Genomic DNA, 25664 nt, shown 5'->3' on the forward strand with positions numbered 1-25664 from the left:
CAACTCGTCCGGTGGGGTCGACGGCGAACGCGTACCATCCCCTTGGCTCATGCACAGGCTGGGCGAAATTCCCGGCAAGACGATCACAACCAGATGGGCATACACACATGTCGAGCCTCGAATTCGATCCGGACGAGCCACTCCGCAACCTGGTCCACGCATGCTTGGACGACCTGGACGAACTGGTCGACGACTTCATCGCGGAACTGAGCGCGATCGAGCCCTACGCCAGCGGTGTGGTGCCGCGGCAGGAACTGCGCGAGGACGCCGAATCCAGCATCGAATTCCTGCTCCGCACCACCGCGGGCCTACCTGTACCGCACCGGCTCGACGACGCCTGCGAGCGGATCGGGCGCAGGCGTGCTCATCTGGGCGTTCCGCTGGACGTCCTGCTCCGCGCGGTGCGGCTGGACTTCCGGGTGCTGTGGTCGGCATTCCTGCGCCGGGTCGACCAAGCCGACCTTCCTCGTCTGGTGCACAACACCGTTCGCGTGTGGGACGTCGTCGAGGAATACAGCACCCGGGTGCACATGGCCTACGTCAACGAAGCGGCCGTGCTCGCCAGGGAGCGCGAGGACGAGCGCAACCGCCTGGTCGACTCGTTGCTGGCCACGCATGGCCGTGATGCGCAGATCGTGGCGCAGGTCGCCAATGCGCTGGGCATGAACGCGACCGGCCGCATCCTCGTCGCCGCCGCCCCCACGGACGCACCGCGGCCACTGCGGCAAGCCGCTGACCGGTTGAGAGCGGGGTCGATGCCCGTGCACGTCCAGAACGTCGAACGGCGCCAGGTGCTCATCGCCGAACTACCACGCCGGTCGCGCGGGGATACCGGGCAGTGGCTCGGCTCCGTTGCCTGCGGAGTGGGCCCCGTCGCGAACGGACTGGCCGACCTGCCACGGGCGCTGCGCATCAGCATGGAAGTCGCGGCCACGATCTCCGGGGACCTCGGCGGCCCCGTCCGGCTGGTCCAGCGCTGGCCGCACGTGGTCGCGGCGCGCCTCGCCGAAGTCGGTACCGCGCTGCGCGACGAAGTGCTCCCCTCCCCCACCGCCACCACGGCCCACGAACGGGACCGGCTTTTCGAGACCGTGCACGCCTACCTCCGGTCCGGTTCGATCAGCACTGTCGCCAACGAGATCTTCTGCCACCGCAACACCGTGCTGAACCGGCTGCACCGGTTCACCGAGCTGACCGGCCACGACATCACACGACCCGAGCACGCGGCCGCCGTCCTCGTGGCGATGGCCTGCGACGAGCAGTTGGTGGACAGGGCAACGACCGCACCGGCCTGATCACGGCACGCACGCGTTGTGCATCGTCACAGCACTTCGGCCATGACCCGTGGACTATCGCCATTGCAATGGGCATCCGGCCGCCCAAGCATGAACCCGGCAACGCAGTTGTGAGCGAGGAGTGACGGGACATGGGGATCGACAGCGAGCAAGCCGCCGTGGACGACGAGGCGTTCCTGGCGGACTTCGCCGCGCTCTCGGCGATCGGCGCCACCGAGTCCGGAGGAGTGGAACGCCAGGCCGCGACCGACGCGGACAGGGCGACCAAGGTGTGGCTCGGGGACTGGCTGCGGCAGCGCGGGTTCGAGGTCCGGGTGGATGCGATCGGCAACCTCTTCGGGCTGCTGGAGTGGACGCCGGGTGCCCCGTACATCCTCATGGGATCGCACCTGGACAGCCAACCCTGCGCGGGCCGGTTCGACGGTGCCTACGGCGTGCTGGCCGCCGCGCACGCGGCCGTCCGCCTTCGCGACCGGATCGCGGGCTCGCCCGAGCCCCCGCCCTTCAACGTCGCGGTGGTCAACTGGTTCAACGAGGAAGGCTCGCGGTTCCAGCCCAGCATGATGGGCAGTGGCGTGTTCACCGGCAAGCTCGACCTCGCCGAAGCCCTCTCGACACCCGATTCCGACGGGGTGAGCGTCCAGCAGGCGCTCGAGGAGATCGGCTTCGCCGGCACCGGTCAGATGCCCGAGATCGCGGGCTACGCCGAGATCCACGTGGAGCAGGGACGGGAACTGGAGGCCGAAGGCGTCACCATCGGCCTGGTCGAGTCCAACTGGGCCGCCCACAAGTACCGGGTCGTCGTACGCGGCGAGCAGGCGCACACCGGTTCCACCGCGATGGAAGAGCGCCGCGACGCGCTGCTCGGCGCGGCGCGGCTCGTCGTGGCCGCCCGCGAGCTCATCGACCACGCCCCGCCGCGACGGCTGCACACCTCGGTCGGCCAGTTGACGGTCACGCCGAACTCACCCGTGGTCGTCGCCCGCGAGGTGAAGCTGCACCTGGACCTGCGCTCACCCGACCAGGAAGTGCTGGAGGAGGCGGATCGCCGGCTGCGCGCCGAGTTCGCCCGCATCGAGCGGGAGGCGCAGGTCGAGATCGAAGTCGCCAAGGCGCACTTCTGGGAGATCGAGCCGTACCAACCGGCCGGGGTGTCGATGGCCGAGGCCATCGCCGGAGAACTCGGCCTCTCCCGACGCCGCATGCTCACCCTGGCGGGCCACGACTCGACCAACATGAAGGACATCGTGCCGACGGTGATGCTGTTCGTCCCCAGCGCGCAGGGCATCGCCCACAACGAGTTCGAGTACACCTCGGATGCCGATCTGCTGGCCGGGGTCACCATGCTGACCGAGGTCGCCTCCCGGATGTGCCGGGGCGATCTGAAGAACTGAGCCCGGAACAGAACGATCCCGCCGTCGTGAACGACACGACGGCGGGATTTCCTGTCGCGGTCAGAGCTCTTCCGGTGCCCTCGCGCATGTGGCGATGCAGTCCACTTCCAGCAACACGCCCCACAGCCGAACCGCGACCGTGGTTCGCGCCGGGAGCCCATCGCCGAAGGTCTCCAGGTAGATCCGGTTGAACTCGTCGAGGTAAGCCTCGTCGGTGAGGTAGGCGTTGACCTTCACCACCCGGGACAGATCCGATCCCGCCCCGGCGAGCAGGTCGGCGAGATTGGCGAAGGTCTGCCTGACCTGTCCGGCGAAAGTCATCGGCCAGGCTTCCCCCGGGACCGCGGGGATCTGGCCCGAGGTGAAGATGAGGCCGTCGGCGACGACCGCTTGCGAGTAGGGTCCGACCGGCTCGGGTCCGCCCGGCACCGAACGGATGCGCTTGATCGTCATCGTTGCTCCTGGTCCCGCTCAGTTCGACGTGACGGCGTTAGCGGTGTCGGCATCTGCAGTGGACGCCGGGTCCTCATCGATCGCGCTGCGGAACGTCTCGGCGAGCAAGATCAGGCAGATCAACGAGATCGCCGCGCTGCCGATCATGAACCACGCGACGGACGAACCATGTCCGGTCGCCTTCAGCAGCGCGGTTGTCACCGCGGGCGTCGCGGCGCTGCCCAGGACCCCCGACAGCATGTAGCTCACCGACAGGCCCGAGTAGCGGACCTGCGTGCCGAACAGCTCCGCGAGGAACGTCGCGATCGGTCCGTAGTTGGCGGCGAAGGCGGTCATCAGGAGCAGGTAGCCCAGCAGCACCAGGCCGAAGACCTTCGTGTCCATGAGCCAGAACATCGGGAAGGCGACCGCTGCTTCGGCCACGATGCCGCCGATGATCACGGGCTTGCGTCCGATGCGGTCGGACAGCGCACCGAACATCGGGATGAGCGCGATTCCCGCGGCGCAGGACACGAGGACCACCGCGAGCATGGCACTGCGCTCGAGACCGAGGGTGTTCGTGCCGTAGGTGAGGCCGAACGCGACGAGGATGTTGAAGGCGACACCGGTGGACATGGTGGCCACCCCGCCGAGGACGACCTGCCGCCAGTAACGGCGGAACACCTCCACCAGCGGGACGCGTACCTGACCACTGGTCTGCTTCACCTTCTCGAAGGCCGGCGTCTCCAGCAGGCGCAGCCGGATGAACAAACCCACCAGGACCAGCAAACTGCTTGCCAGGAAAGGAACTCGCCATCCCCAGCTCAGCAGGTGCTCGTTCGGCAGCAGCGCAACGAGCAGGAACACGGAGTTGGCCAGCAGCGTGCCGATCGGGACACCGGTCTGCACCCACGACCCGAAGAACCCGCGCTTCTCCTCGGCCGCGTGTTCCACGGTCATGAGCACCGCACCGCCCCACTCACCGCCGAGGGCGAGCCCCTGAACCACCCGCAGCACCAGCAGCAGAACAGGCGCCCACACCCCCAGCGTGGCGTAGGTCGGCAGCAGACCGATGGCGAAAGTCGCCAGTCCCATCATGATCAGCGAGATCAGCAGCATCGACTTGCGGCCCATCCGGTCACCGAAGTGCCCGAAGAAGGCTGCTCCGATCACGCGGGCGATGTAGGCCGAGGCGAACGTCCCGAACGCCAGCAGCGTGCCGACGAGAGGATCGAAGGTCGGGAAGAACAACGCGTTGAACGCGATGGCCGACGCCGTCGCGAACACGAACAGGTCGTACCACTCGACCGCGGTGCCGATGAGGCTCGCAACGGCGACCTTGCGCACGGATCTTTGCTGTTCGGTGGAATGCTGCGTCATGGAGTCTCCGGCTCATCGTTGGACATCCTCAGCGCCGCCGGACACCGGCAGGTTCTCCGGCGAGCACGTGGTTCCAGAACGGTCCAGCAATGGCCGCACGCGAACAATGACGACAGCCCCAAGGGTCGTGCTCATCTGCTGAGCAAATGCCCAAAAGTCTCGCTCAGCTCGGGCAGATCACGGGCCTGAGCTGACCGCCAAGGGCCTCCACTCAGTGACCAGGTCGAGCAGCCCGGGGAACCGCGCGTTGAGGTCGTCGACGCGGACGTGACTGCGCCGTTCCAGGCCGTACTGGCGCTGGCGCAGCACGCCGGCGTCGCGCAGTGCGCGAAAGTGGTGGGTCAACGAGGACTTCGGACGGTCGAAGCCGAACCAGCCGCAGGTGTGGTCGAAGGCTTCGGACTCGAGCAGCAGCTTGCGGACGATCTCCAAGCGCAGCGGGTCGGACAGCGCCCCGAACACGGTCTCCAGCCGCAGGTCCTCCACGGCGGGTTCGGGCAGCGGCGCGGGCAGGTCGGTCCCGGCGGCACGCGGTGACATCGGTTACACCTCACGATCTACAGTACGACTTTTCTCGTACTGATGACTAAGTTCGAGTCTGATCGTACAAGGGATGACGAGGAGTTCTCATGACGCAGGTCCTGCCGGCACCGGCACTCGCACCACCCCGCCGGGAGATCTGGCTGGCCGCGTGGCCGGTGACGGCGGTGATGGTGCTGTCCAACGCCGCCACTCCGCTCTACGTGCTGTGGCAGCAGCGGATCGGCTTCTCCGCAGGCGTGGTGACCGTCGTCTATGCCGCCTACATCGTCGGACTGCTGGGCGCGCTGATGGTCGCAGGCGTCGCCTCCGACCGCCTGGGACGCAAGCCGATCCTGCTGCCCGCACTGCTGCTCGGCGCACTCGCGTGCCTGCTTTTCGCCACCGCGACCACGGTCTTGACGCTGGTGCTGGCCAGGCTGCTCACCGGGATCGCCGTCGGCGCGATCCTGTCCGCCGGGACCGCCGCCGTCACCGACGTCGCCGGACCTCGGCGCTCCCGGCTGGCCTCCCTGCTGGGCTCGACCGCGATGGTCCTCGGCGCCGGACTCGGGCCGCTGCTGGCCGGGGTGCTGTCGGAAACGCTGCCCGGCCCGACGGTCGCGGTGTTCGTGCTGGTCGCAGCGGTACTGGCCACGGCGTTGCTGGTCATAGTCCGGATGCCGCTGCCCCGGCGCACCGCCTCGACCGGTGGTTCCTGGGTGCGACTGCCCGCCGTACCCCGCGCGAACCGGCGACAGCTCGCACTGGGGCTGGCCGCGTTCGCGCCGGGAATCTCGGCGGTCGGGTTCGTGCTCTCGCTCGGCCCGTCGCTGCTGTCGGACCTGCTCGGCACCGACAACCGGATCGTGTCCGGCGCGACGATCTTCGTGCTTTTCACCGCCGCGACAGCGGTGCAGTTCGCGGTGCGCGGGCTCGCGGTGCACCGCATCCTCCTGCTCAGCGCGGGCGCCACCATCGGCTCCATGGGAAGCCTTCTCGTGGCGGTGCACGGTGCCTCCGTGCCCGCGCTGGTGCTGGCCGCGCTGCTGGCCGGCGCCGGACAGGGACTCGGACAGCTCGGTGGACTTTCCCTGCTGGGCGCGTCGGTGCAGCCGACCCGCCTGGCCGAGGCCAACGCCGCGCTCAACGCCGGCGGCTACCTCCCAGCCGGGGTGCTGCCAATGCTCGCCGGATTCCTCAGCGACAGAGTCGGCCTACCGACCGCAGCGACCGCGTTCGGCGTCGCGGTCGCCCTCGCGGCCCTGCTCGGAGGCATTTTCGTCGCCAGGCGGCGAAGTTCCGAACACTGATCGCCCGTCGCCGGGCGGCGAACGGTTGCCACTGCGTGACTCCGTCGCAGGCCGACAGGCGGTGCCAGGTGGCGGCGTGCCGGGCAGCTGAGGACGACGCGCACCGGCGGGCTCCGCGAACGCCCTCGCGACGAGCGCCTGCACGCCGCCCATGGTGCCGGTCCTGACGAACTTTGCGCAGCAGCTCCCGCACGCGGAAGCCGACCGCTTCAGTGACGTAGCGGCGCAGGCTTTCGACGGTGAGATCTCCGTCGCCTGGAACCCGGACGTGGCGCCGTTCCCACCGCAGCGGTGATCGCGCGCCGCGAGCCATGGCGTGTCGGCACCCACGGCGCCGACCCGGACGGGCGCGCATGTCAGACTGCCAGGCGATGCATACCCCGTCCGACCTCGCCGATCTGCTCGAATGCGAACACCGCAGCATCCTCAAGCAGGCGTTGGCGGCGGGATTGCCCGGCGCGCCGCGCCCGAGCTCCGGGCCCGACCGGCTGGCCGTCAAGCACGGCCGTGCGCACGAGGCAGCCACCCTCGAACGGCTGCGCGGCGAGCGCAAGACCGTGATCGAAATCGACGAGCGCGACCAGGTCGCCGCCGCGAAGGCCACCGCGGAAGCGCTGCGGGCGAACGCGTCGGTGGTCTACCAGGCTGTTTTCCACGACGGCGAGTTCTCCGGCCGCGCCGATTTCCTGCTCCGCGACGACCAAGGCCGCTACGAGGTCTATGACACGAAGCTCGCGCGGCACGCGAAGCCGTCCGCGGTCGTGCAGCTCACCGCGTACGCCGACGCGTTGCGCCGCGCCGGTTGGCCGGCCGGGCCGGAGATGCACCTGCTGCTCGGTGACGGCACCACGCGCAGCCTGCGCGTCGACGATTTCCTGCCGCTGCTAGATCGCCTCCGTGACCGGCTGGTCACGCGGCCGCCACGGCTGCCGGAACGCATGTGGGCCGACGAACGCCCCGCCTGCACCGGCTGCGCGTTCGCCGACCACTGCTCGTCCGCGCGCGAGGCGGACCGGGATCTGTCGCTGGTCGCGGGCATGCGTGGCGAACAGCGGCGCAAGCTCGTGACTGCCGGGCTCGGCACGATCGACGCGCTCGCCACCGCCGAGCCGGCGGACCGGCCCCGTGACATGTCGGTAGGCACGTTCGCGACCTTGCGTGCGCAGGCCGCGATCCAGGTGCGGCAGGACGAAACCGGCGAATTGGCTTACGAGGTAATCGACCCGTCGGCGCTGGCCGAGCTGCCGCCACCGAGCCCGGGCGACATCTTCTTCGACATGGAAGGCGACCCGTATGCGCTCGCCGGCACCGGGCTGGAGTACCTGTTCGGCGCCGTCACGCACGACGCGCGCTTCACACCGTTCTGGGCGCATACGCGGACGCAGGAGAAGCGTGCTTTCGAGGAGTTCGTCGACTTCGCCACCGCCAGGCTGACCGACGATCCGGACGCACACGTCTTCCACTACGCGCCGTACGAGGTCACGGCCGTCAAGCGGCTCGCCGCGGTGCACGGAACGCGCGAGGAAGCCGTGGACGAACTGCTGCGCAGCGGCCGGATGGTCGACCTGTACGCCGTGGTACGCAAGGCTTTGCGCGTCGGCCAGCGGTCGTACTCGATCAAGTACCTCGAACCGTTGTACATGCCGGAAGCCCGCGACGGCGACGTGAAGACCGCGGCGTCGAGCATCGAGGCGTACGAGGACTACCTGACACTCTCCAAGGCCGGCGACGTCGAAGAGGCCGACGAGGTGCTGCGCGGCATCGCCGAATACAACGAGTACGACTGCGTGTCCACGTTGCGGCTGCTGGAGTTCCTGCACCGCGTCCGCGAGGAAGCGGGCATCGAGCTCGCAACCCCGGCACCGGAGTCCGAAGTGGACGCCCTGCTGCGGCAGACGGAAGAGGAAGAGGCCGCGCTGCGCCGGGCCGAACGCGCGGCCGCGCTGGCGGCGCTGGTCGACCCGCTGCTCGACGGCCTGCCCGATGATCCCGCCGACTTCACCCCGGACGACCACGCTCGCGCGCTGCTCGCCGCCTCCGTCGGTTACCACCGGCGCGAGACGAACCCGGCGTGGTGGGAGTTCTTCCGGCAGCTCGCCGCACCGGTCGGCGACCTGGAGGTGGACACGACCTGCGCTGTGCCGGTGTCGGTGTCGGCGGGCGAATGGGTGCCGCCGTCGGGACGGCTGCGCACGGCCAAGCGCACGCTCACAGTGGCGTGCGACCCGGACCGGCCGCATCCGTTCGCGGTCGGGGACGCCGTGCGGCTGCGGTACGGCGCCGATGCGCGGGACGCGAAAGTCGTGGCGGCCTCGGCGGTCGAGCTGACGCTGGAGGAGAGCAGCGCACCGGACAGCACGTCGAACGAGCGACCGGTCGCGGTCCTGCCGGGCGGCCCGGTGCGCCCCGCGCCGAAGGACGAGGCTGTGGCCGAGCTGGCCCGGCTGGTCGGGGAAACGCTCCCGGAGCTGCCCGCGCATCCGGGCGTGGACCTGCTGCGCCGGATCCCCCGGTTGCGCGGGGGTGCGCTGCCCGCGTCCGGCGAGGACTCGGTGGCCACCGTGATCGAGGCGGTCGACGCGCTCGCCGGGTCGGTGCTCGCGGTGCAGGGCCCGCCCGGGGCGGGGAAGACGTACTTGGCGGGTAAGCTGATCGCGCACCTCGTGCGGTCCGGGCGGACCGTCGGTGTGACGTCCAACAGCCACAAGGCCGTGGAGAACGTGCTGTCCGCCGCGCTCGGCAACGCGCCGTCGATGTCGTGCGCAAAACGGCCGCGTCGGACGCCGGATCCCGCGCTGCCGTGGGAACAGCCGAAATCGAACAACGCGTTGGCCAAATGGCGCGCCGAGCACAACGACGGGCACCTCGTCGGCGGCACCGCGTGGACGTTCGCGAACACCGCCGTGCGCGAAGAACCGTTCGACGTACTGGTGATCGACGAGGCCGGGCAGTTCGCGCTCGCGGACGCGCTGGCCGTGTCGATGTGCGCGAAGAACGTGGTGCTGCTCGGCGATCCGCAGCAGCTGCCGCAGGTGGTGCAGGGCACGCACCCGGCGGGCGCAGAGGCGTCGGCGTTGGGGCATCTGATCGGCGACGCGGACATCATGCCACCCGAGCTGGGCTACTTCCTGGACCAGACACGGCGCATGCACCCGGCCGTGTGCGCGCCGGTTTCCCGGTTGTCGTACGCGGGTTTGCTGCACTCGCACCCATCCGCGGACCGTTCGGTCGACGGCTTCGCCTCCGGGCTGTACCTCGCGTCGGTGGAGCACCGCGGGAACACCACGCGGTCGATCGAGGAAGCGGAGCAGGTCGTCTCGGTGATCGCGGACCTGCACGGGCGCACGTGGCAGGGCCGTCCGCTGACGGACGCGGATTTCCTCGTGGTGGCGCCGTACAACCTGCAGGCGCGGACGGTCACGCACGCACTGTCCGGCGCCGGTTTCGGCGATGTGCGCGTCGGCACGGTGGACCGGTTCCAAGGCCAGGAAGCCCCGGTGGTGGTGACGACGATGACATCCTCGTCAGCGATCGACCTGCCCCGCGGACTGGATTTCCTGTTGTCCCGCAACCGGTTGAACGTGGCACTGTCGCGAGCGCAGTCGGTGGCGGTGCTGGTGTGCAGCCCGCGGCTGCTGGAGGCCGACATTCGGACTGTGGAGCAGATGCGGCTCATCTCCGGGATGCTCGGACTGCTGCGCGACGCCCGCCCCTGGCCCGCTCTCTGACCCCCAACTCCTTGAAGCCCACCACCCTGGGCCAACCATGCCGTACATGCCCTCTCGCCCAGAGTGCCTCATCATGCTCCGCGCAAGGCCCGGCTGGGGCGCTCCAGCGCAGGTCGACCTCGGAATTCCCCAAGTGCTGGCGATGCCTGGTCATCAGTCCTTGGTGATTTTGCAGGCGAAGCAGCTCGGCCGAGACGATCAACGGCCTCTATGACACCGAAGTGATCAAACCCCGCGACCCCTGCCGGAGCTTGGACCAAGTCGAATACGCCACCGCAGAACGGGTCGAATCCGGAGACCGGCGCGGGTTCCGGCGGGAGCTTCTTGACCTCGACTTTGCTTGAGGTTTTACGGTGGGCACCAAGTCGGTCAAGTCTGGGATGTGGTGTGACGATGCGCGTGATCCGGGTGCGTGAGTTCGGTGGGCCCGAGGTGCTGGTGCCCGAAGAAGTTCCCGATCCGGTGGCTGGTCCGGGGCAGGTCGTGGTGGGTTTGGCCGTCGCTGATGTCATCTACCTCGACACGTTGTTGCGCGGTGGGTGGGGTGGAGAGTTCTTTCCCATCGAGCTTCCGTATGTGCCTGGCGGAGGTGGTGCGGGGCGCGTGCTGTCTGTGGGCGAGGGTGTCGATGCGAGCTGGGTCGGGCGCCACGTCCTCGCCCGAGCCACCGGCGGGTATGCGGAGCGGATCGTCGCCAGTGCGGAGGAAGTCGTGGAGGTTCCCGACGGAGTGGACTCCACTCAGGCAGCGGCCATGCTCCACGATGGGGCCACAGCACTGAAGCTCGCACAGGAGGCGAAGATCGACAAGGGCGAGTGGGTACTGGTCGCGGCCGCGACCGGTGGCGCGGGCTCGCTGCTGGTGCAACTGGTGCGCAACGCCGGCGCACGGGTGGTCGCGGCAGCGCGAGGTGAGCGCAAGCTGGCGCTGGCTCGCGAGTTGGGCGCGGAGGTCGTGGTCGACTACTCGGAACAGGGTTGGCAGCACCGGGTCCGCGACGCCGTGGGCGGCGCGGGTGTCGACCTGGCTTTCGACGGTGCGGGAGGAGAACTCGGCAAGGCGGCGTTCGACACGGTGGCCGAGGGCGGCCGGTTCGTCACCTACGGCACCTCCAACGGCGGGTTCGCCGACATCGATCCGCGGGCGGCCGAGCAGCGCCAGGTCACGGTCATCAACTCCTTGGAAGCCGGTCCCCCCGACCAGGCCACCGTGCGAGAACTGCTCACCGAGGCGCTCACGTTGACCGCCCAGCGTCGAATCCGCCCGGTCATCGGCGCGACCTACCCACTGGCACGAGCCAGGGAGGCCCACACATCACTTGCCGAACGCGCCACGCTCGGAAAATCGCTCCTCCTCGTCTGAGCGCCTGTTCTTGAGCCCCGGGGGTGCAGTGGAAGAGGGCCTCTGCCAGTGATCGCGACACCACATCAAGATCGACACAGCAAAATCCCGATCCGTTCGCGTCCAGCTCAGCAATGATCGCTGCGTACGCTGTGGGCACGCAGCGGTGAGTTCATCGATGACATAGCACCAATGGGCGCATGGGTCACCCAGCGCAGGGACGGTGCACATCCGGCTTCGGTGAACTTCGAGGCGACGAACAGCACCGTGGGCAAGACATCGCCGCACCCATCGGAACCGCGATCCTCGGCGAGGCCGGACGGTACGACGACGGGTTCTACTGATCGGGATCCGTGTCGAGGCTGCGCAGTTCGCCCACACTGTCGGCGAGGGTGCGGTCGCCGAGTGAGGCGAGCACCGCTTGCTCGGCCTCGGCGGTGAGCGCGGCGAAGTACTCCGCCGCGTGCGCGGTGACCAGGCACACCTGCTCCGCCTTCGGCGAGCACGCCCACAGGGGCTTGTCGCCGACGGCACAGCGGTAGATCTCCGCCAGTGTGATCTGGTCCGCCGGACGCCCCAGCCGGGCCCCACCCGCGCGGCCCTTGGTGCAGACGACCAGCCCCTCGTCCGTCAGCGGGACCAGGAGCTTGCGGACCAGACTCGGGTTGGCGCGCAGACCGCGCGCCAACCGGGCCGAGCTCAACGCGGTGGAGCCGTCTTCGGCGGCCAGCGCCAGGAACAGCATCACCTGCAGCGCGCGGGAGAACCGGATGTCCAACATGGTATCCACCTCCGCCCGCAGATCAGCACCGAGCGTACGCGACGTCCGCTCCCATCCCAGAATAGCAATCATCACAGTTGCACTTCGCGGCATTAAATGTATGTTTGACTTACACACTTCACCGCACACGCACGGCAGGAGATCGACACGGTGAGCACCCGCGCAGCTCAGGCACTGTCCCGCCCGTTCACGCTGGGTTCGGCCACGCTGGCGAACCGGATCGTCATGGCCCCGATGACCCGCCAGCACTCCCCCGGCGGCGTTCCCGGCGAGGACGTGGCCGCCTACTACGCCCGTCGCGCCGCGGCGGGGACCGGCCTGATCATCACCGAGGGCACCCTCGTCGACCACCGGTCCGCCGGTTTCAGCGGCGAGGTCCCCCGCTTCCACGGCGAGGAGCAACTCGCCGGGTGGAGCCGGGTCGTGGAAGCCGTGCACGCGCACGGCGGCAAGATCATGCCCCAGATCTGGCACGTGGGGATCCAGCGGCCGGCGGGGGCACCGCCGTACCCCGAAGCCCCGACCATGGGGCCCTCCGGGCTCGCGTTGGACGGCACCCCCGCAGGCGAGGCGATGACGCTGTCCGACATCGACGACGTCATCCGCGCTTTCGCCGACGCCGCGCAGGAGGCCGAGCGGATCGGCTTCGACGGCGTGGAACTGCACGGCGCGCACGGCTACCTCATCGACCAGTTCCTGTGGGAGCGCACCAACCGGCGCACCGACTCCTACGGCGGCGACCTGGTCTCCCGGACGAAGTTCGCCGCCGACATCGTGGCCGCCATCCGCGAGCGGGTCGCGCCCGACTTCCCCGTCGTGCTGCGGTTCTCCCAGTGGAAGGCCAACCACTACGACGCACGGCTCGCCGACGACCCCGGTGAGCTGGAGACCGTGCTCACCCCGCTGGCCGACGCCGGAGTCGACGCCTTCCACGCCTCCGGCCGCCGCTACTGGCAGCCGGAGTTCCCCGACTCCGGATCGGACCTCAACATCGCCGGATGGACGAAGAAGGTCACCGGCAAGCCGGTCATCACCGTCGGCTCGGTCGGCCTCGACAGCGTCTTCGAGCCCTCCTCCCTCACCGGCGCCGCCGGCGCGAAGGTCGACAGCATCGAACTGCTCCTCGACCGCCTGGAACAAGACGAGTTCGACCTGGTCGCCGTCGGACGCGCACTGCTCGCCGACCCGCAATGGGCCGACAAGGTCCTCAACGACCGACTGACCGACCTCGTCGCGTTCAACAAGGACGCGGTGCAGTCCCTGCACTGACCGGCAGGAACCCGTGGCCCGGCAACGAAAGATGCCGGGCCACGGGCGTGACCGGCCGCCGCGCTAGGCGAGCAGCCAGGTGGAGGCCAGGCCGAGGACGTCGGTGCGGGAGCGGGTGCCGTGATCGGCCAGGAGCTACTTGCCGATCGCGACCGAAAAGGCGATCACGCTGCGGGCTTCGACAGCGTCCCGCGGATGTCGTGCACCGCGGCGCTGGCACGGTTGCTCCTGCTGCGCGACCTCTCAACCTGTACGCCCCGTGGCCGCTCCCCGACGCGACGACCGGATACCGCCGTCTGGGTGAAGTGCTCGCTCTGGGACAACAACCCTTTCGATCTGGACGTGTGTGCGGAAGAGACCCGGAACGGGCCAGGCACCAATCGGACGCGAGGGGAAACGCCGATGAGATTCACTCGACGGGCAGGACGAGCCGGAGTCGCCGTCGCTGCCGCGGTGACGCTGGCGACCACCGGCGCCCTGACCGCGCCGCAGGCCTCGGCCGCTGAAGCCTGCCGACCCCATGGCCTGTGTCTGTACTACAACACCGGATTCAACGACATGAGGTTCGTGACCGAGCGAACCGGAGTCGGCTGTTGGACCCTCCTCGTCTACGGGCTCCGCGAACACGTCAACTCCTACCGCAACAACCTGCCCGTTTACGTGGATTTCTTCGACGCCAACGGAAATCTCGCTTGGAGAATCCGTCCCGGCGGCAGCAGCTCAGACAGCAGGCCGTTCGCGGGCGAGTACGCGGTCTGCACCTAGCGCGCTGCCTCGGCGGCCCTCCCTCGGAAACCACTCCGAGTGAGGATGCAAGAAGCGAGGCTGCGGGCGGTCAGACCTGGTTGAGGCCGCCGTCGACGAAGAGTTCGGTACCGGTGACGAAACTGCTTTGGTCGCCGGCGAGGAAGAGCGCCGCGTCGGCTGCCTCATCTGGGCGGCCCATGCGGCCCAGGGGAACCTGGCTCGCGAACAAGCCCCACAGCTTGGCCGCCTCATCCGGATTGGGGGCCAGACCAGCGCTGCCAGGTGTTGCGATGGGCCCGGGGACCAGCGTGTTGACACGGATCTTGCGATGCCTGAGCTCATTGGCCCAGGTTCGGGAAAAAGAACGGATGGCTGCCTTGGACGCGGCATAGACGCCGAACGCTTCGCCACCGGAACCCGCCGCGGTGGAGCCGGTGAGGATCACCGAGGCTCCGTCATTCAGCAGGGGAAGCGCCTTTTGGACGGTGAAGAGCATGCCCCTCGCGTTGGTGCCGAAGATGGTGTCGAAGTGCTCTTCGGTGACCTGCTCCAGGGTGGAGAACTCGCCACCGCCGGCGTTGGCGAAGAGCACATCCACCCGCCGCCCCTGGTCGGCGACGGCAGCGTAAAGCCGGTCGATATCGGCGAGATCGGACACATCGCCCCGGACTCCCGTGGCGTTCGAACCGATCTCGGACAGTGCAGCATCAAGCGCCTCCTGCCGTCGCCCGGTAATGAACACATGCGCGCCCTCGGCTGCGAATCGCTTAGCGCTGGCCAATCCGATTCCACTGTTGCCGCCGGTGACGATGGCGGTCTTTCCGTCAAGTTGCCCCATGGCGGATCAATGCTCCAGTTCTGTGAGATCTGAGCTGGCCAAGACATCGCTGAACACATCGGCCAGCGTTATGTGCTCCAACTCGGCGCGAACGGCCTCCTCGACTCGCGCGTACGCGAGACGCATCACGGGCCGGATACCGGAACCGATCGGACAGTCGAGATTGGGCTCAGAGCGGTGCACGGCGAACAGCGGCGCCGGCTCGATCGCCTCGTACACGTCCCGCAGGGTCATGTCTTCCAGCGGTCTGGCAAGTACCCATCCCGCCTCAGCGCCCCGACGAGAGTGCACCAGCCCGGCATCGCGCATCCGGCCGAGCAGCCGCCGGATCACGACGGGGTTGGTATTGACGCTCCCCGCGATCCTCTCGGACGTCGCGACTCCACCCTCACGTCGATGGTGCAGTTCGATCCACGTCAGAGCGTGCGCCGCCACGGTGAGCTGACTGTTGCCCGCCACCAGACCACCCCCTCCAAAGTAACCATAATGGTTACATCGAATGTCGTCAAAGGCTCAACCGGCGTCAACCTCGACCCCGGCACCGTGCGCTTGCTCGCCGAGGAGGTGGGCAACATCCGCTACATCAAGGACTCCAGCGCGAACTGGGAGCAAGCGCTGCGGCTGATCCACCACCACAGCGACGTGATCGGGACGTTCATCGGGTGGGACGCCTACATCTACAGCGCGCTCGCCGAAGGCGCCGCGGGCGTCATGGCGGGGGCGGCGAACGTCGTGCCGCACGAGATCGTCGAGGTCAGCCGGCTCGTCGCCGAGGGCGACCTGACCGGGGCCCTGTCCCGCTGGAAGGCCCTGTACCCCGTGATCGACGCGATGATCTCGGTGCCGTTCATCGCCGCCGTCAAGGCGGGACTCGAGTTGCAGGGTGAGTCCGCAGGAGTTCCGCGTAGTCCGATGGGCGCCCTGCCCGCCGAGCGGTCGATCGCATCCGGCACTCGCTGACCCGACTCGTGCCGGAGGTGGCCTGATGGACCTGACGGAGATCCTGTCGAACGTCTCGGACGCGATCTGGGCACCGATGGCCTACGTGGTGCTCGGACTCGGGATCGCGTACACGATCGCGACCAGAGGGGTCCAGTTCCGCCGGATTCCGGACATGATCCGGCAGCTGCGGGAGACCAACGACGATGAGGGCGGGCTCTCGTCCTTCCAGGCGCTCGTCCTCGCCCTGGCCAGCCGGGTCGGCGTCGGCAGCATCGCCGGTGTCGCGACCGCCATCGCCGCCGGCGGACCTGGAGCGCTCTTCTGGATGGCCGCTACGGGCATCGTCGGCTGCACCGTCGGGTACGCCGAGGCCACCCTCGCGCAGACGTTCAAGCGTCAGGTGGACGACGAGGACCGCAAGAAGGCCAACGAGGACATCGGCGGCATGCCGTACTACATCAAGCACGGCCTTCGCCTTCCGCTGGTCGGCGGCATCGTGGCCGTGCTCGGCCTGGTCGGCTACGGCTTCGTGTTCCCCGGCTTCCAAGTCAGCACCATCGCTTCGAGCGCACAGGTGGCGTTCGACCTCCCGAAGTGGGTTCCCGCGGTCCTCGTGACCGGACTGATCGCGGCGGTGATCTTCGGCGGCACCACGCGGATCGTCAAGGTGACGCAGACCCTGGTCCCCGTGCTCGCGATCGGGTACCTCCTCCTGGCGCTCGGCGTGATCTTCGCGAACCTCGACCGCGTGCCCGAAGCGACCCTCCTGATCGTGCGGTCCGCCTTCGGCGTCGATCCCGTGCTGGGCGGCATCGCCGGTGCCGCCGTCGCGTGGGGCGTGCGCCGAGCCGTCTTCGCCTCGGCCAACGGCCTCGGAGAGGCCACGTTCGCGGCAGCCGCCGCCCGCACCTCCCACCCCGGCAAGCAGGGCCTCGTCCAGACCTTCAGCATCTACATCGACGTGCTGCTCATCTGCATGGCCACCGGGCTCATGATGGTCATCTCGGGGAAGTTCAACGTCTCGGACAGCTCCAGCGGCTTCCTCGTCAACAACCTGCCCGGCGTCGAGGCCGGACCGAACTGGGTGCAGGCGGCGATCGACACCCTCGTTCCCGGGTGGGGCGCCGGATTCGTCGCCGTGGCAGTGCTGCTCTTCGGCTTCACATGCCTGCTGCTCTACTACTACGTCGCCAACTCGAACCTGCTCTTCCTCCTCGACGGCAAGCGCGGACCGCGCCTACAGCTGGTGCTCAAGCTGGGCACCCTCGCCATCGTCTTCATCGGCTCGGTCGTGAACGCCGAGCTGGTCTGGGCCGTGGGCGACATCGGGCTCGGGCTCATCGCGTGGATCAACCTCACCTGCCTCGCCCTGCTCTTCCCGATGGTCTCCAAGATCTGGCGCGACTACGAGCGCCAGCGCAAGCAAGGACTCGATCCGGTGTTCGACCCGAAGGCGTTGAACATCCGCGGTGCCGACTTCTGGGAGCGCGACGAGGTGCTCACCTCAGAGCACGAGAAGCGACGCGCCGACGGACACTAGCCGAAGATGTGCGCCAGGCACGGCACGTCGGGTCCGGCGGGACAGAGCCCCCACCGCACCCGGCGTGCCGCACCGCACGTGACGCCAACCTGACCCAGGGTGACCGATCACCAAACTCCGCGGCACACCCCACCCAGGCGGAGCGGGCCGTTTTTGCTGCGTGAACACCGAGGGTGGTCCTGTCTGTCCCCCGATAACCAAGGCCTTCTTCCGCCCCCATTTCCCCGCCACCGGTTGGTTGAGTGACAGAGGTGAGCGACGAAGGACAGCTCACGCGGAATCCAGAAAGGCGGTGGTGGCCTCGCTGGCGCCCTGCCCAGCCCGAACGGTGTTCGCTGGAACGCCCGGCACCCACCGCCTACGTTGGAGTGGAGGACACGCACGCCCGTGTTCGTCTGAACCTGCGCTTAATGATCTTTCGGTATTTGGGTGATCTTGGTTCATAGGCGGAGGCCGGTGTGTTCGAGGAAGGAGTAGCACAGTTGGTAGCTGTTGCCGATGCGTTCCAGTCCGGTCTCCGCAGCGGCATGAGCTTCATCGATGACGTTGGGGCAGAGGTTGGCCAGTTCGGTGGCTTTGAGGTTGCCCCAGACCTGTTCGACCGGGTTGAGGTCGGGTGCGTATCCGGGAAGTCGTTCGACGACAAGCCAATGCCGCTGTGTGGCCAGCCAGGCTTTCATGGCTTTGGACCGGTGGGCGGGCAGCCCGTCCCAGATCAGCGTGACCGGCTCTCCGTCGAGGTGGGTGTGCAGGTCGGTGAGGAACTCGATCAGGGAGGTGGTGTTGTAGCTGTCCTCCTTGATCTGAAACACAAACACCGCTGCACTGCGATCCTGTCGGTAGGCCAGCGCGCCGGACATCGACATGCGCTTCCAGGAGAACCGGTGCCGCAGCACCGGGGTCTGGCCTCGTGGCGCCCAGGTGGCCCTCACCGCGGGCAGCAGAGAGAAACCGCTTTCGTCTTGGAAGCAGATCCAGGCTCCTCGGCGCCGGGCCCCCTTTTTATCCGCGGCCACTCGGCCTTGACCCATTCCTCGATCGCCTCGTCATCGCGCTCGGCGGCTTTGCGCGCCGGACGCTGGCGACTCCAGCCCAACCGCTCGCGCAGGATCGTCCAGGTCTGCGTGAGCGAATACCGGACACCGGTGAGGCGTTCAATCACCTCAGCCACCCGGGCCAACGTCCACATCTCAGTAGAAAACCCGTTGGCACGTGGGCCTCTGAGCAACTCCGCCTCCACCTCGGCCAGCTGTTCATCGGACAGCCTGGGCACCCGCCCGGCACGACCGGCACCGGCCAGCCCTTCACGACCACCGGCCGACCACGCCCGGTACCACTTCGACACGGTCTGCGCCGACACCCCCAACGTCGAAGCCACATCGACCTGCCGCTCGCCGCGATCGAACATCTCCGCCGCTCGCATCCGCCGCTGGCGCAACGCCTCGAAATCCCGTCTAGCAGCAACAGGTTTGCTCTCACGGGCCTGCTTGCCCGTCGATCGTGAAGACTTCGGCACACCACGATCATCTCACCGCACAACACAAACCACGCACAGCGACTCGCCCTATTACCGAAAGATCATTAATGGTGCCGACGTCTCACGGGTTTGGCTTTCGAGGTGGGGCCTGATCGATCTGTTCGCGAAGGATGTCGCCGTGTCCTGCGTGCCGGGCGAATTCTTCGATCATGGCCAGCAGGGTCCATCGCATGCTGACTGTTCCTTCACGGGGGTTGTCCTTGGTGTCGTCGAGGTCGAAGCGGGCGGCGATCTCACGTGATCGTCGGCTCGCGCGTTCGAACTCGGCGATCACGTCAGCCAAGGGCTCGTCGTCTGTGACGGTGAAGGTTCCCTCGTCCCGGTTCGAGTATCCGTCACATTCGGATTCGTCGAGTCCCGCCCAGAACCGTTGGAACCAGATCCGTTCGGCGGCCGCGGCATGCTTGATCAACGAGATCGGTGTCGTCAGTGAAGCGACGAGTCGGCGTCGGGCATCCGCTTCGGAGAGGCCGCGTACGGTCTCGATCAGGGCTTCGCGGTTGCGATCGAGCATGTTTTCGATGATCGCTCGCTCGATGCCGTTGGTAATTCTGTTGCTACTCATGGGATTTCACTCCGTTCTCTTGCGCTCCGAAGAACTGTGCGGTCTCACGTCCGATGGGTGTGGTTGGCGACAAGGCGGCGATTCGACGCGGGACTTCGAGGACAGGGACGATGCACTCAGAAGCTGAAACCAGTTGGAACGTCGAGGCATTCGCTGTGCTCAGCGCTTTGATGCGCAAGAAGCGTGTCGACGCGGGCAGAACTGAAACACCGCAGCCAAGATCAGTCGCCGGGCAGATCCGGCGAAGGCGCTGACCCAGCATCCTAGCGCGTCCTCAAGGGTGGGGGTCGATACGGTCGGCGAAGTAGGTGACTACACCTTCGGCAGCCATGCCGAAGGCGGAGCCGACCGCCGACCCCGGCTACCACGCGGCAGCCATGTCGGTCATGTTCCCCGGCTTTGTACGAGCAGCCAGAGCACGACCACGGTCCCCGCCCAACCGCAGCCGGAAACCAACAGCACGGCAGCGGTACCACGCCCGCCAGGGAACGCCGATGTCACCGTCCGGGATCGAGTTCGACCCGGACGCGGCCTGGCTTTGGTTGCACCTCAACGAGGGAGGACGGGTCCGCCGCATGGCGGGCCCCGCCCTCGTCCGGCTCTACCTGTACGAACGTGGGCTGGTCCGGATCGAGATCCGCTTCCTCTCCGCGGACTCCGGCTCGGGCGACGCGGCGGACAGCGAACTCACCATGACGACGAATTGAGACGACGTGCGCATCTACACCAACGTCCTCGCGGCTCCGCATGCCAAGCACCTCATCATCAGCAACCTCGTGGGCCGGCTGCCCAACGGGATGGGGGCGCTGGCGATCGTGCTGTTCCTCCGGGGACACGAAGTCGGTTATCTCCCGATCGGCGTGCTCACGGCGGCGTACGCGCTGGCGTCTGCCATCGGCGGCCCGGTTCTGGGCCGGCTGGTGGACCACCACGGCCAGCCCACCGTGCTCACCGTCGCAGCACTGGGCTCCGGCGCGGGGTTCGCCCTGCTCGCGATGTCGGAGGGCAACCTCATCGTGGCCGGTGTCGCGGTGGTCATCGCCGGTCTGCTCACTCCCCCGCTCGAACCCTGTCTGCGCAGCCTGTGGCCGAGCGTGCTGCCCAGTGAGGCTGCGGTCGCCGGGGCGTACGCGCTCGACGCGGCTCTGCAAGAGGTGATCTTCGTCGCGGGGCCGCTGCTGGTGATCGGCGTGATCTCGCTTGCGGGCGAGACCGGCGCGGTGTGGGTGACCGGCCTGGTGGCGGTCGCCGGCACGCTCGCCTTCGTCGCCGCACGGCCGGTCCGGACCTGGCGCGCCGAACCCCGCACACCGCACTGGGCCGGCCCATTGCGGTCGGCGCCGCTGCGGGTGTTGCTGGTCTCGCTCCTCTGCGTCGGCACCGCGATCGGCGTGCTGAACATCGTGGCCGCGGCCTACGGGGAACACGTGCATCAGCCGGGGCTTGCCGGCTACCTGCTCGGAGCGAACGCGCTGGGCGCCCTGATCGGCGGTCTGGTCTACGGCGCCCGCGCCTGGCCGGGCACGAACCGCGGCCGAATGGCGTGGCTGCTGGGTGCGCTCGCCGTCTGCTACTGGCCCCTGGCCAGCGTGGCCGCTCCCCCGGTGATGCTCGGTCTCGCGCTGATCAGCGGCCTGTTCCTCGCCCCCGTGCTGGCCTGCGGATTCGTCATCGTCGGCGAGGTCGCCCCGACCGGTACCGTGACCGAGGCCTTCGCATGGGTGGTCACGATCTTCGTGGCGGGCAACTCGCTGGGTTCGGCGGTCGCCGGCGTCGTGGTGCAGAACTCCGGTCTCGGCACGGCGTTCCTGCTCCCCGCGATCGCGGGTACCGCCGCCGCGGCAGTCGTCGCGCTGTCCTCCCACTACCGGTCCGCGGTCGCGGCCCGGCCATGAACCGGTGCGCGCAAGCCCGCCCGGTGTCGAAGCGCATGATGATCGCCTCCGATCTGGACGGAACGCTGCTGAACCCGGCGCGGCAGGTCACCGACCGCACCCGCGACGTCGTAGCCAGGCTCAACGCCGCGGGCTGGCCGTTCGTGATCGCCACCGCCCGGCCCGTGCGCGACGTCAGGGACATCGCGGCCGCACTCGGCCACGAGGCGATCGCCATCTGCGGCAACGGCAGCGTGTGCTTCGACTTCGCCCGCCACGCGGTCATCGACCGGCGGTTCCTCAACGCGCCGGGCACCCGGCAGGCGCTGACCGCTCTGCGCTCCGCGCGCGGGAACATCCGCTTCGGCGCCGAACGGTTCCCGGACGTCGTGCTCGAACACGGCTTCCGGATCGACGAAGCGCTGTGCCCGGACCCGATGCGGGTGGACGCGCTGGAAGACGCGATCGACGACCAGGGCTTCAGCAAGATCATGGTGCAGCTCCCCGGCAACGCCCACACCTACGTCCGCCTCGTGCAAGCCGGCCTGGCCCACCACGGCCACTACGAGATCACCGTCTCGTGCGCCGACTTCTGCGAGGTCATGTCCGGCGGCGTCACGAAAGCCGCGGCGCTGGCCCGCGTGGCGGCCGAGCTCGGGTTCACCGCCGCGGACGTCGTGGCCTTCGGGGACATGCCCAACGACCTTCCCATGCTCGCCTGGGCGGGCACCGCGGTCGCCGTCGCCAACGCCCACCCCGACCTCCTGGCCATCGCCGATGCCGTGACCGGCACCAACGCCGACGACGGCGTGGCGCACTACCTGGAAACCCTGCTGGCGTGAACCGGGTCCCCTCGTCGGAACTCCTGGCCCAGCGCTCTGGAAGGAGCGACGTTGCCCCACAACGACCGACTGCGCGTGGCCATGCCCAACAAAGGACAAATGACGGATCCGGCTGCCCGGATGCTCGAAGAAGCCGGCTACCGGCAACGGCACGAAAAGCAGGACCTCACCGTCCTGGACCCGGACAACGACATCGAGTTCTTCTTCCTGCGCCCCAAGGACATCCCGCTCTACGTCGGTTCGGGCGAGCTCGACCTCGGCATCACCGGCCGTGACTTCGTGCTGGAATCAGGGGCGCCCCTGGCCGAGCGCCTCCGGCTGGGCTTCGCCGAATGCACCTTCCGCTACGCCGCTCCAGCCGAGCACGGATGGACCGTCGACGACCTCGACGGCAAGCGGATCGCCACCTCCCGCCCGAACCTGACCTCGACCGACCTCGCACGTCGAGGCTTGAAAGCAGAGGTCGTCCGCCTCGACGGCGCGGTGGAGATCTCCGTCCAGCTGGGAGTCGCCGATGCCATCGCCGACATCGTCAGCTCCGGCCACACACTGCGCCGCCACGGCCTGGCGATCGTCGGCGACCCGATCTGCACGGGCGAAGCCGTGCTCGTCGACCGCGCGGATGCCGATGCCGAGCCCGCCAAGGAGCAGTTCCTCGCGCGCATACGCGGCGTCGTCGTCGCCCAGCAATACGTGATGCTCGAGTACGTCTGCCGCAGAGAGGAACTGGACGCGGCGGCCGAGCTTACCCCGGGTCTGGAATCCCCGACGATCCTCGCGCTGGCGGACGACCGGTGGATCTCCGTGCGTGCGATGGTGTGCCGCAAGAACGTACCGACGATCATGGACCGCTTGGCCGCGGCGGGAGCCAAGGCGATCGTCTCCTCCGACGTCCGCGCCTGCCGCCTCTGACAACCGCACGGCACAGCGGTCAAGCCGCCAATGCAGGAAGCCTGCAAGAACACATCGCTCTTGCAGGCTTCCTGACGTCGAACGCGCGACCAGACGGACCCACATGTCCCGACGCTGGTCGTCAAGCCGCCGTGATCACGCCCCGTGGTCGCTGTTCAAGGCCAGTCCGGTTCCCCAGCAGTCCGGGCACGTCCGGCGAACGCTGTCGAACTCCGGTGAGCCCGCCCCGACCGGGTACCGGGCCTTGACCGCTTGAACCTCGCGCTGCCCGGCGCAGTGCTCGCACGTCGGGCGTGGCCACACCGCGCGCGGCAGGGCTTCGGCCCGGCGGATCACCTCCATCCGCAGCTCGTGGAACTTCTCCGAGTGCATGTCCGGTTCAGCGTGGCGCCGGCCGCTGGGTGCGGTCTCGGCCAGGTAGGCCTCGAACGCCTCCAGCGCCTGCTCGAGTTCAGCGCCGAACGAACCAGCCTGACGAACCTGCGCCACGTCAGCCTCCGATGCCTTCGGCGGTGGTGATGACTTCCTGCGGCACGGGGGTGTCGGCGGCCAGCGCGCCGAACAGCTTCTCGGCGCCCTCCTCGTCCCACTCCACGACCGACGCGCCGCCGTCGGTCTCACCGAAACCGCCGAACGGCACGGTGGTCGTCACGCCCTGCCCGGAGGCGATGCCCTGCATCGCCAGGCCCAGCGAGCCCAGGTGCCAGACGTGGTCGCCGGAGTCGACCAGAAACGACTGGGAGGTGTTCAGAATCAGCGGGAACAGACGGAACGGGTTGGCCAGCACCCCGGGGCCGGAGACCTTCTCGGTCAGCGCGGCCAGGAACTCCCGCTGCCGCTGGACCCGGTCCAGATCACCCCGCGCGGTCGCCCGGGTGCGCACGTACCCCAGCGCCTGCGGCCCCTGCAACGTCTGGCAGCCCGGCTGCAGGTCCAGATTGGCCTTCGGGTCCTGCATCGGCTCCTTGACGCACAGTTCCACCCCGCCGATCGCGTCGGTGATGTCGGCGAAGCCGCCCAGACCGACCTCCGCGTAGTGGTCGATGCGCACCCCGGTGTTGTTCTCCACGGTGCGGGCCAGCAGCTGCGAACCGCCGTAGGCGAAGGCGGCGTTGAGCTTGTCCTCGCCCTGCCCGGGGATCTCGACCAGCGAGTCCCGCGGCAGGCTCACCATCGTCGGCATACCGCCGCTTGCCGGGATGTGCACCAGCATCACCGTGTCGGTGCGCCGGCCCGCCGTGTCCCCGGTGCCCAGCTCGTCCTTGCGCTCCTGGTCCAGATCCTCCCGGCTGTCCGAACCCACCAGCAGCCAGTTCGTCCCCGGCCCGTCCTGCGGCCGCTCACCATCGACCGGCAGCGCCTGCTCGCGCTTGAGCGAGTAGTCCACGTAGAGCACGAACCCGACCAGCGCCAGCGCCAGCACCACCAGCACCGCGACGACCTTGCGGCCCCACCGCCTCCTCCGGACCCGAGGCTCCGGCGCCCGTCCGCGCGCCTGGTGACCCGGTTGCGTGTAGGTCATATCGCTGTTCCCTTTTCTCCCGGACGCGCTTGAGGCGCCGTTGAATTCGGTTCGCCATGACCCCCGACCATCTGGGGCGCAAGCATCGCAAAGATCAACGCGTCCCAATAGGAGCAAACGCACAGCGCGGGCAACGATCAGAAAACGCCCGTGTCACGCCGAAACAACCTCTTTCGCGAGCACTCCTGTTAGTTGCAATCACCAACCCGGCATCAATGCAGACCACGAAGCTTTCCCGAAGCGAATTCACGTCCGATGTGTTTGTGCTCTCAAAACAGTCACCGCATCTGGCCTTGCGATGTGGATCCACGGGTCTTCACAATCGCGCCCCATGAGTTACCGCCCACCGCAAGGCCACAATCCCTACCCGCCGCAGGGCCCTGGGCACTCTCCGGGACATGGCCCGCCGCAGGGTGATTACCACGAGCCGGGAAACCGGCGGCGGGACGAGACGGGCGACACGATCGCGAATATCATTCGCATCGTGACCGGCACGGTCGTCACCGTCTTCGTTCTGCACATCCTGTTCGTGGTCTTCGATGCGAACCAGGGCAACGAATTCGTCTCGTTCGTCTACGGCCTGGCCCAGGTCCTGGTCCTCGGACTCGGCGACGTTTTCACCCCCGACGACGCACTCCTCGGCGTCATCCTCAACTACGGACTCGCCGCCCTCGTCTACCTCGTCATCGGCCGTTTGATCGCCAAGGCGATCCGCCGCTGACCACACGGTTTCCGAGGCGCACAGCACTCGCTCTTGCAAGCTATCCGCAATAGCGCAAAACTGTGCGCAGAACATGCCAGCGCGACTGTCTGCGAACGCAGTCCGCATCCGTATTGTTCGCTGCCGCTGGCGCCTGTCGCGCGGATGGCGGTCACCCCCACCGCGCCGGCAG

Annotated in this window: 25 protein-coding genes; 14 read left to right on the forward strand and 11 right to left on the reverse strand. The window is 68.2% G+C overall.

Features of this window, described 5'->3' with window-relative positions; genetic code table 11:
* Positions 1-164: 164 nt before the first annotated feature.
* Together HUO13_RS27350 and HUO13_RS27355 are read left to right on the forward strand one after the other, a co-directional pair.
* Positions 165-1295, forward strand: a complete 1131-nt coding sequence (locus HUO13_RS27350) for a PucR family transcriptional regulator (protein WP_249124097.1) — start codon at positions 165-167, stop codon at positions 1293-1295.
* 131 nt (positions 1296-1426) lie between these two features.
* Positions 1427-2689, forward strand: coding sequence for a M20 family metallo-hydrolase (locus HUO13_RS27355; protein ID WP_211897896.1), 1263 nt, complete (start codon positions 1427-1429; stop codon positions 2687-2689).
* Between the two features lie 60 nt (positions 2690-2749).
* Here the strand turns inward: HUO13_RS27355 and HUO13_RS27360 are convergent, their stop codons facing one another.
* The 3 genes from HUO13_RS27360 to HUO13_RS27370 form a co-directional block, all read right to left on the reverse strand.
* A complete protein-coding gene (locus HUO13_RS27360; protein ID WP_211897897.1) occupies positions 2750-3142 on the reverse strand; it encodes a RidA family protein in 393 nt (130 codons plus the stop codon).
* A gap of 18 nt (positions 3143-3160) precedes the next feature.
* Positions 3161-4501 (reverse strand): MFS transporter, encoded by a 1341-nt coding sequence (locus tag HUO13_RS27365; RefSeq protein WP_211897898.1) that lies wholly within the window; start codon positions 4499-4501, stop codon positions 3161-3163.
* A gap of 177 nt (positions 4502-4678) precedes the next feature.
* Positions 4679-5041, reverse strand: coding sequence for an ArsR/SmtB family transcription factor (locus HUO13_RS27370; RefSeq protein ID WP_211897899.1), 363 nt, complete (start codon positions 5039-5041; stop codon positions 4679-4681).
* 89 nt (positions 5042-5130) lie between these two features.
* Between HUO13_RS27370 and HUO13_RS27375 the strand changes: the two genes are divergently transcribed.
* From HUO13_RS27375 to HUO13_RS27385, 3 genes are all read left to right on the forward strand, one after another.
* Positions 5131-6333, forward strand: a complete 1203-nt coding sequence (locus tag HUO13_RS27375; protein WP_211897900.1) for an MFS transporter — start codon at positions 5131-5133, stop codon at positions 6331-6333.
* A gap of 371 nt (positions 6334-6704) precedes the next feature.
* The gene (locus tag HUO13_RS27380) at positions 6705-10061 is read left to right on the forward strand and encodes a TM0106 family RecB-like putative nuclease (RefSeq protein ID WP_211897901.1); all 3357 of its coding nucleotides are present in this window, start codon (positions 6705-6707) and stop codon (positions 10059-10061) included.
* A gap of 393 nt (positions 10062-10454) precedes the next feature.
* Positions 10455-11423 carry a zinc-binding dehydrogenase gene (locus HUO13_RS27385; RefSeq protein WP_211903191.1) on the forward strand — a complete coding sequence of 323 codons (969 nt, stop codon included), beginning with the start codon at positions 10455-10457 and terminating at the stop codon, positions 11421-11423.
* Positions 11424-11739: 316 nt separating this feature from the next.
* Here HUO13_RS27385 and HUO13_RS27390 read toward each other — a convergent pair whose 3' ends face one another.
* On the reverse strand, positions 11740-12183 hold the full coding sequence (locus HUO13_RS27390; protein ID WP_211897902.1) for an RrF2 family transcriptional regulator: 444 nt from the start codon (positions 12181-12183) through the stop codon (positions 11740-11742).
* 150 nt (positions 12184-12333) lie between these two features.
* Here HUO13_RS27390 and HUO13_RS27395 point away from each other — a divergent pair, with 150 nt between their 5' ends.
* Together HUO13_RS27395 and HUO13_RS27400 are read left to right on the forward strand one after the other, a co-directional pair.
* A complete protein-coding gene (locus HUO13_RS27395; protein ID WP_211897903.1) occupies positions 12334-13452 on the forward strand; it encodes an NADH:flavin oxidoreductase in 1119 nt (372 codons plus the stop codon).
* Positions 13453-13572: 120 nt separating this feature from the next.
* The gene (locus tag HUO13_RS27400; protein ID WP_211897904.1) at positions 13573-14217 is read left to right on the forward strand and encodes a hypothetical protein; all 645 of its coding nucleotides are present in this window, start codon (positions 13573-13575) and stop codon (positions 14215-14217) included.
* Positions 14218-14287: 70 nt separating this feature from the next.
* On the opposite strand, the gene HUO13_RS27405 is transcribed toward HUO13_RS27400, so the two are convergent.
* Both HUO13_RS27405 and HUO13_RS27410 read right to left on the reverse strand, forming a co-directional pair.
* Positions 14288-15037 carry an SDR family NAD(P)-dependent oxidoreductase gene (locus HUO13_RS27405; RefSeq protein WP_211897905.1) on the reverse strand — a complete coding sequence of 250 codons (750 nt, stop codon included), beginning with the start codon at positions 15035-15037 and terminating at the stop codon, positions 14288-14290.
* A 6-nt stretch (positions 15038-15043) separates the two neighbouring features.
* Positions 15044-15496 (reverse strand): Rrf2 family transcriptional regulator, encoded by a 453-nt coding sequence (locus tag HUO13_RS27410; protein ID WP_211897906.1) that lies wholly within the window; start codon positions 15494-15496, stop codon positions 15044-15046.
* A gap of 27 nt (positions 15497-15523) precedes the next feature.
* Between HUO13_RS27410 and HUO13_RS27415 the strand changes: the two genes are divergently transcribed.
* A complete protein-coding gene (locus HUO13_RS27415; RefSeq protein WP_211897907.1) occupies positions 15524-15997 on the forward strand; it encodes a dihydrodipicolinate synthase family protein in 474 nt (157 codons plus the stop codon).
* Between the two features lie 25 nt (positions 15998-16022).
* Positions 16023-17519 (forward strand): alanine/glycine:cation symporter family protein, encoded by a 1497-nt coding sequence (locus HUO13_RS27420; protein WP_211897908.1) that lies wholly within the window; start codon positions 16023-16025, stop codon positions 17517-17519.
* Positions 17520-17959: 440 nt separating this feature from the next.
* Here HUO13_RS27420 and HUO13_RS27425 read toward each other — a convergent pair whose 3' ends face one another.
* The 3 genes from HUO13_RS27425 to HUO13_RS27435 form a co-directional block, all read right to left on the reverse strand.
* Positions 17960-18550 carry an IS630 family transposase gene (locus HUO13_RS27425; RefSeq protein WP_211897576.1) on the reverse strand — a complete coding sequence of 197 codons (591 nt, stop codon included), beginning with the start codon at positions 18548-18550 and terminating at the stop codon, positions 17960-17962.
* Positions 18448-19035, reverse strand: a complete 588-nt coding sequence (locus HUO13_RS27430) for a winged helix-turn-helix domain-containing protein (RefSeq protein ID WP_249124041.1) — start codon at positions 19033-19035, stop codon at positions 18448-18450. The genes HUO13_RS27425 and HUO13_RS27430 overlap by 103 nt, the downstream gene beginning before the upstream one ends.
* An 82-nt stretch (positions 19036-19117) precedes the next feature.
* Positions 19118-19621 (reverse strand): DinB family protein, encoded by a 504-nt coding sequence (locus tag HUO13_RS27435; protein ID WP_211897909.1) that lies wholly within the window; start codon positions 19619-19621, stop codon positions 19118-19120.
* A gap of 494 nt (positions 19622-20115) precedes the next feature.
* Between HUO13_RS27435 and HUO13_RS27440 the strand changes: the two genes are divergently transcribed.
* The 4 genes from HUO13_RS27440 (at position 20116) to hisG (ending at position 23249) form a co-directional block, all read left to right on the forward strand.
* Positions 20116-20328, forward strand: coding sequence for a hypothetical protein (locus tag HUO13_RS27440; RefSeq protein WP_211897910.1), 213 nt, complete (start codon positions 20116-20118; stop codon positions 20326-20328).
* A 6-nt stretch (positions 20329-20334) separates the two neighbouring features.
* Positions 20335-21516, forward strand: coding sequence for an MFS transporter (locus tag HUO13_RS27445; RefSeq protein WP_211897911.1), 1182 nt, complete (start codon positions 20335-20337; stop codon positions 21514-21516).
* Positions 21517-21539: 23 nt separating this feature from the next.
* Positions 21540-22337 carry a Cof-type HAD-IIB family hydrolase gene (locus HUO13_RS27450; protein ID WP_211897912.1) on the forward strand — a complete coding sequence of 266 codons (798 nt, stop codon included), beginning with the start codon at positions 21540-21542 and terminating at the stop codon, positions 22335-22337.
* 81 nt (positions 22338-22418) lie between these two features.
* Positions 22419-23249, forward strand: coding sequence for an ATP phosphoribosyltransferase (gene hisG, locus HUO13_RS27455; RefSeq protein WP_211903192.1), 831 nt, complete (start codon positions 22419-22421; stop codon positions 23247-23249).
* Between the two features lie 135 nt (positions 23250-23384).
* Here the strand turns inward: hisG and HUO13_RS27460 are convergent, their stop codons facing one another.
* Both HUO13_RS27460 and HUO13_RS27465 read right to left on the reverse strand, forming a co-directional pair.
* Positions 23385-23738 (reverse strand): hypothetical protein, encoded by a 354-nt coding sequence (locus tag HUO13_RS27460; RefSeq protein ID WP_211897913.1) that lies wholly within the window; start codon positions 23736-23738, stop codon positions 23385-23387.
* Position 23739: 1 nt separating this feature from the next.
* Positions 23740-24771, reverse strand: coding sequence for an LCP family protein (locus tag HUO13_RS27465; RefSeq protein WP_211897914.1), 1032 nt, complete (start codon positions 24769-24771; stop codon positions 23740-23742).
* Positions 24772-25255: 484 nt separating this feature from the next.
* Here HUO13_RS27465 and HUO13_RS27470 point away from each other — a divergent pair, with 484 nt between their 5' ends.
* On the forward strand, positions 25256-25492 hold the full coding sequence (locus HUO13_RS27470; protein ID WP_211897915.1) for a hypothetical protein: 237 nt from the start codon (positions 25256-25258) through the stop codon (positions 25490-25492).
* The last annotated feature ends 172 nt before the right edge of the window (positions 25493-25664 follow it).

Origin of the sequence: Saccharopolyspora erythraea (assembly GCF_018141105.1) — a bacterium.
Classification (GTDB): Bacteria; Actinomycetota; Actinomycetes; order Mycobacteriales; family Pseudonocardiaceae; genus Saccharopolyspora_D; species Saccharopolyspora_D erythraea_A.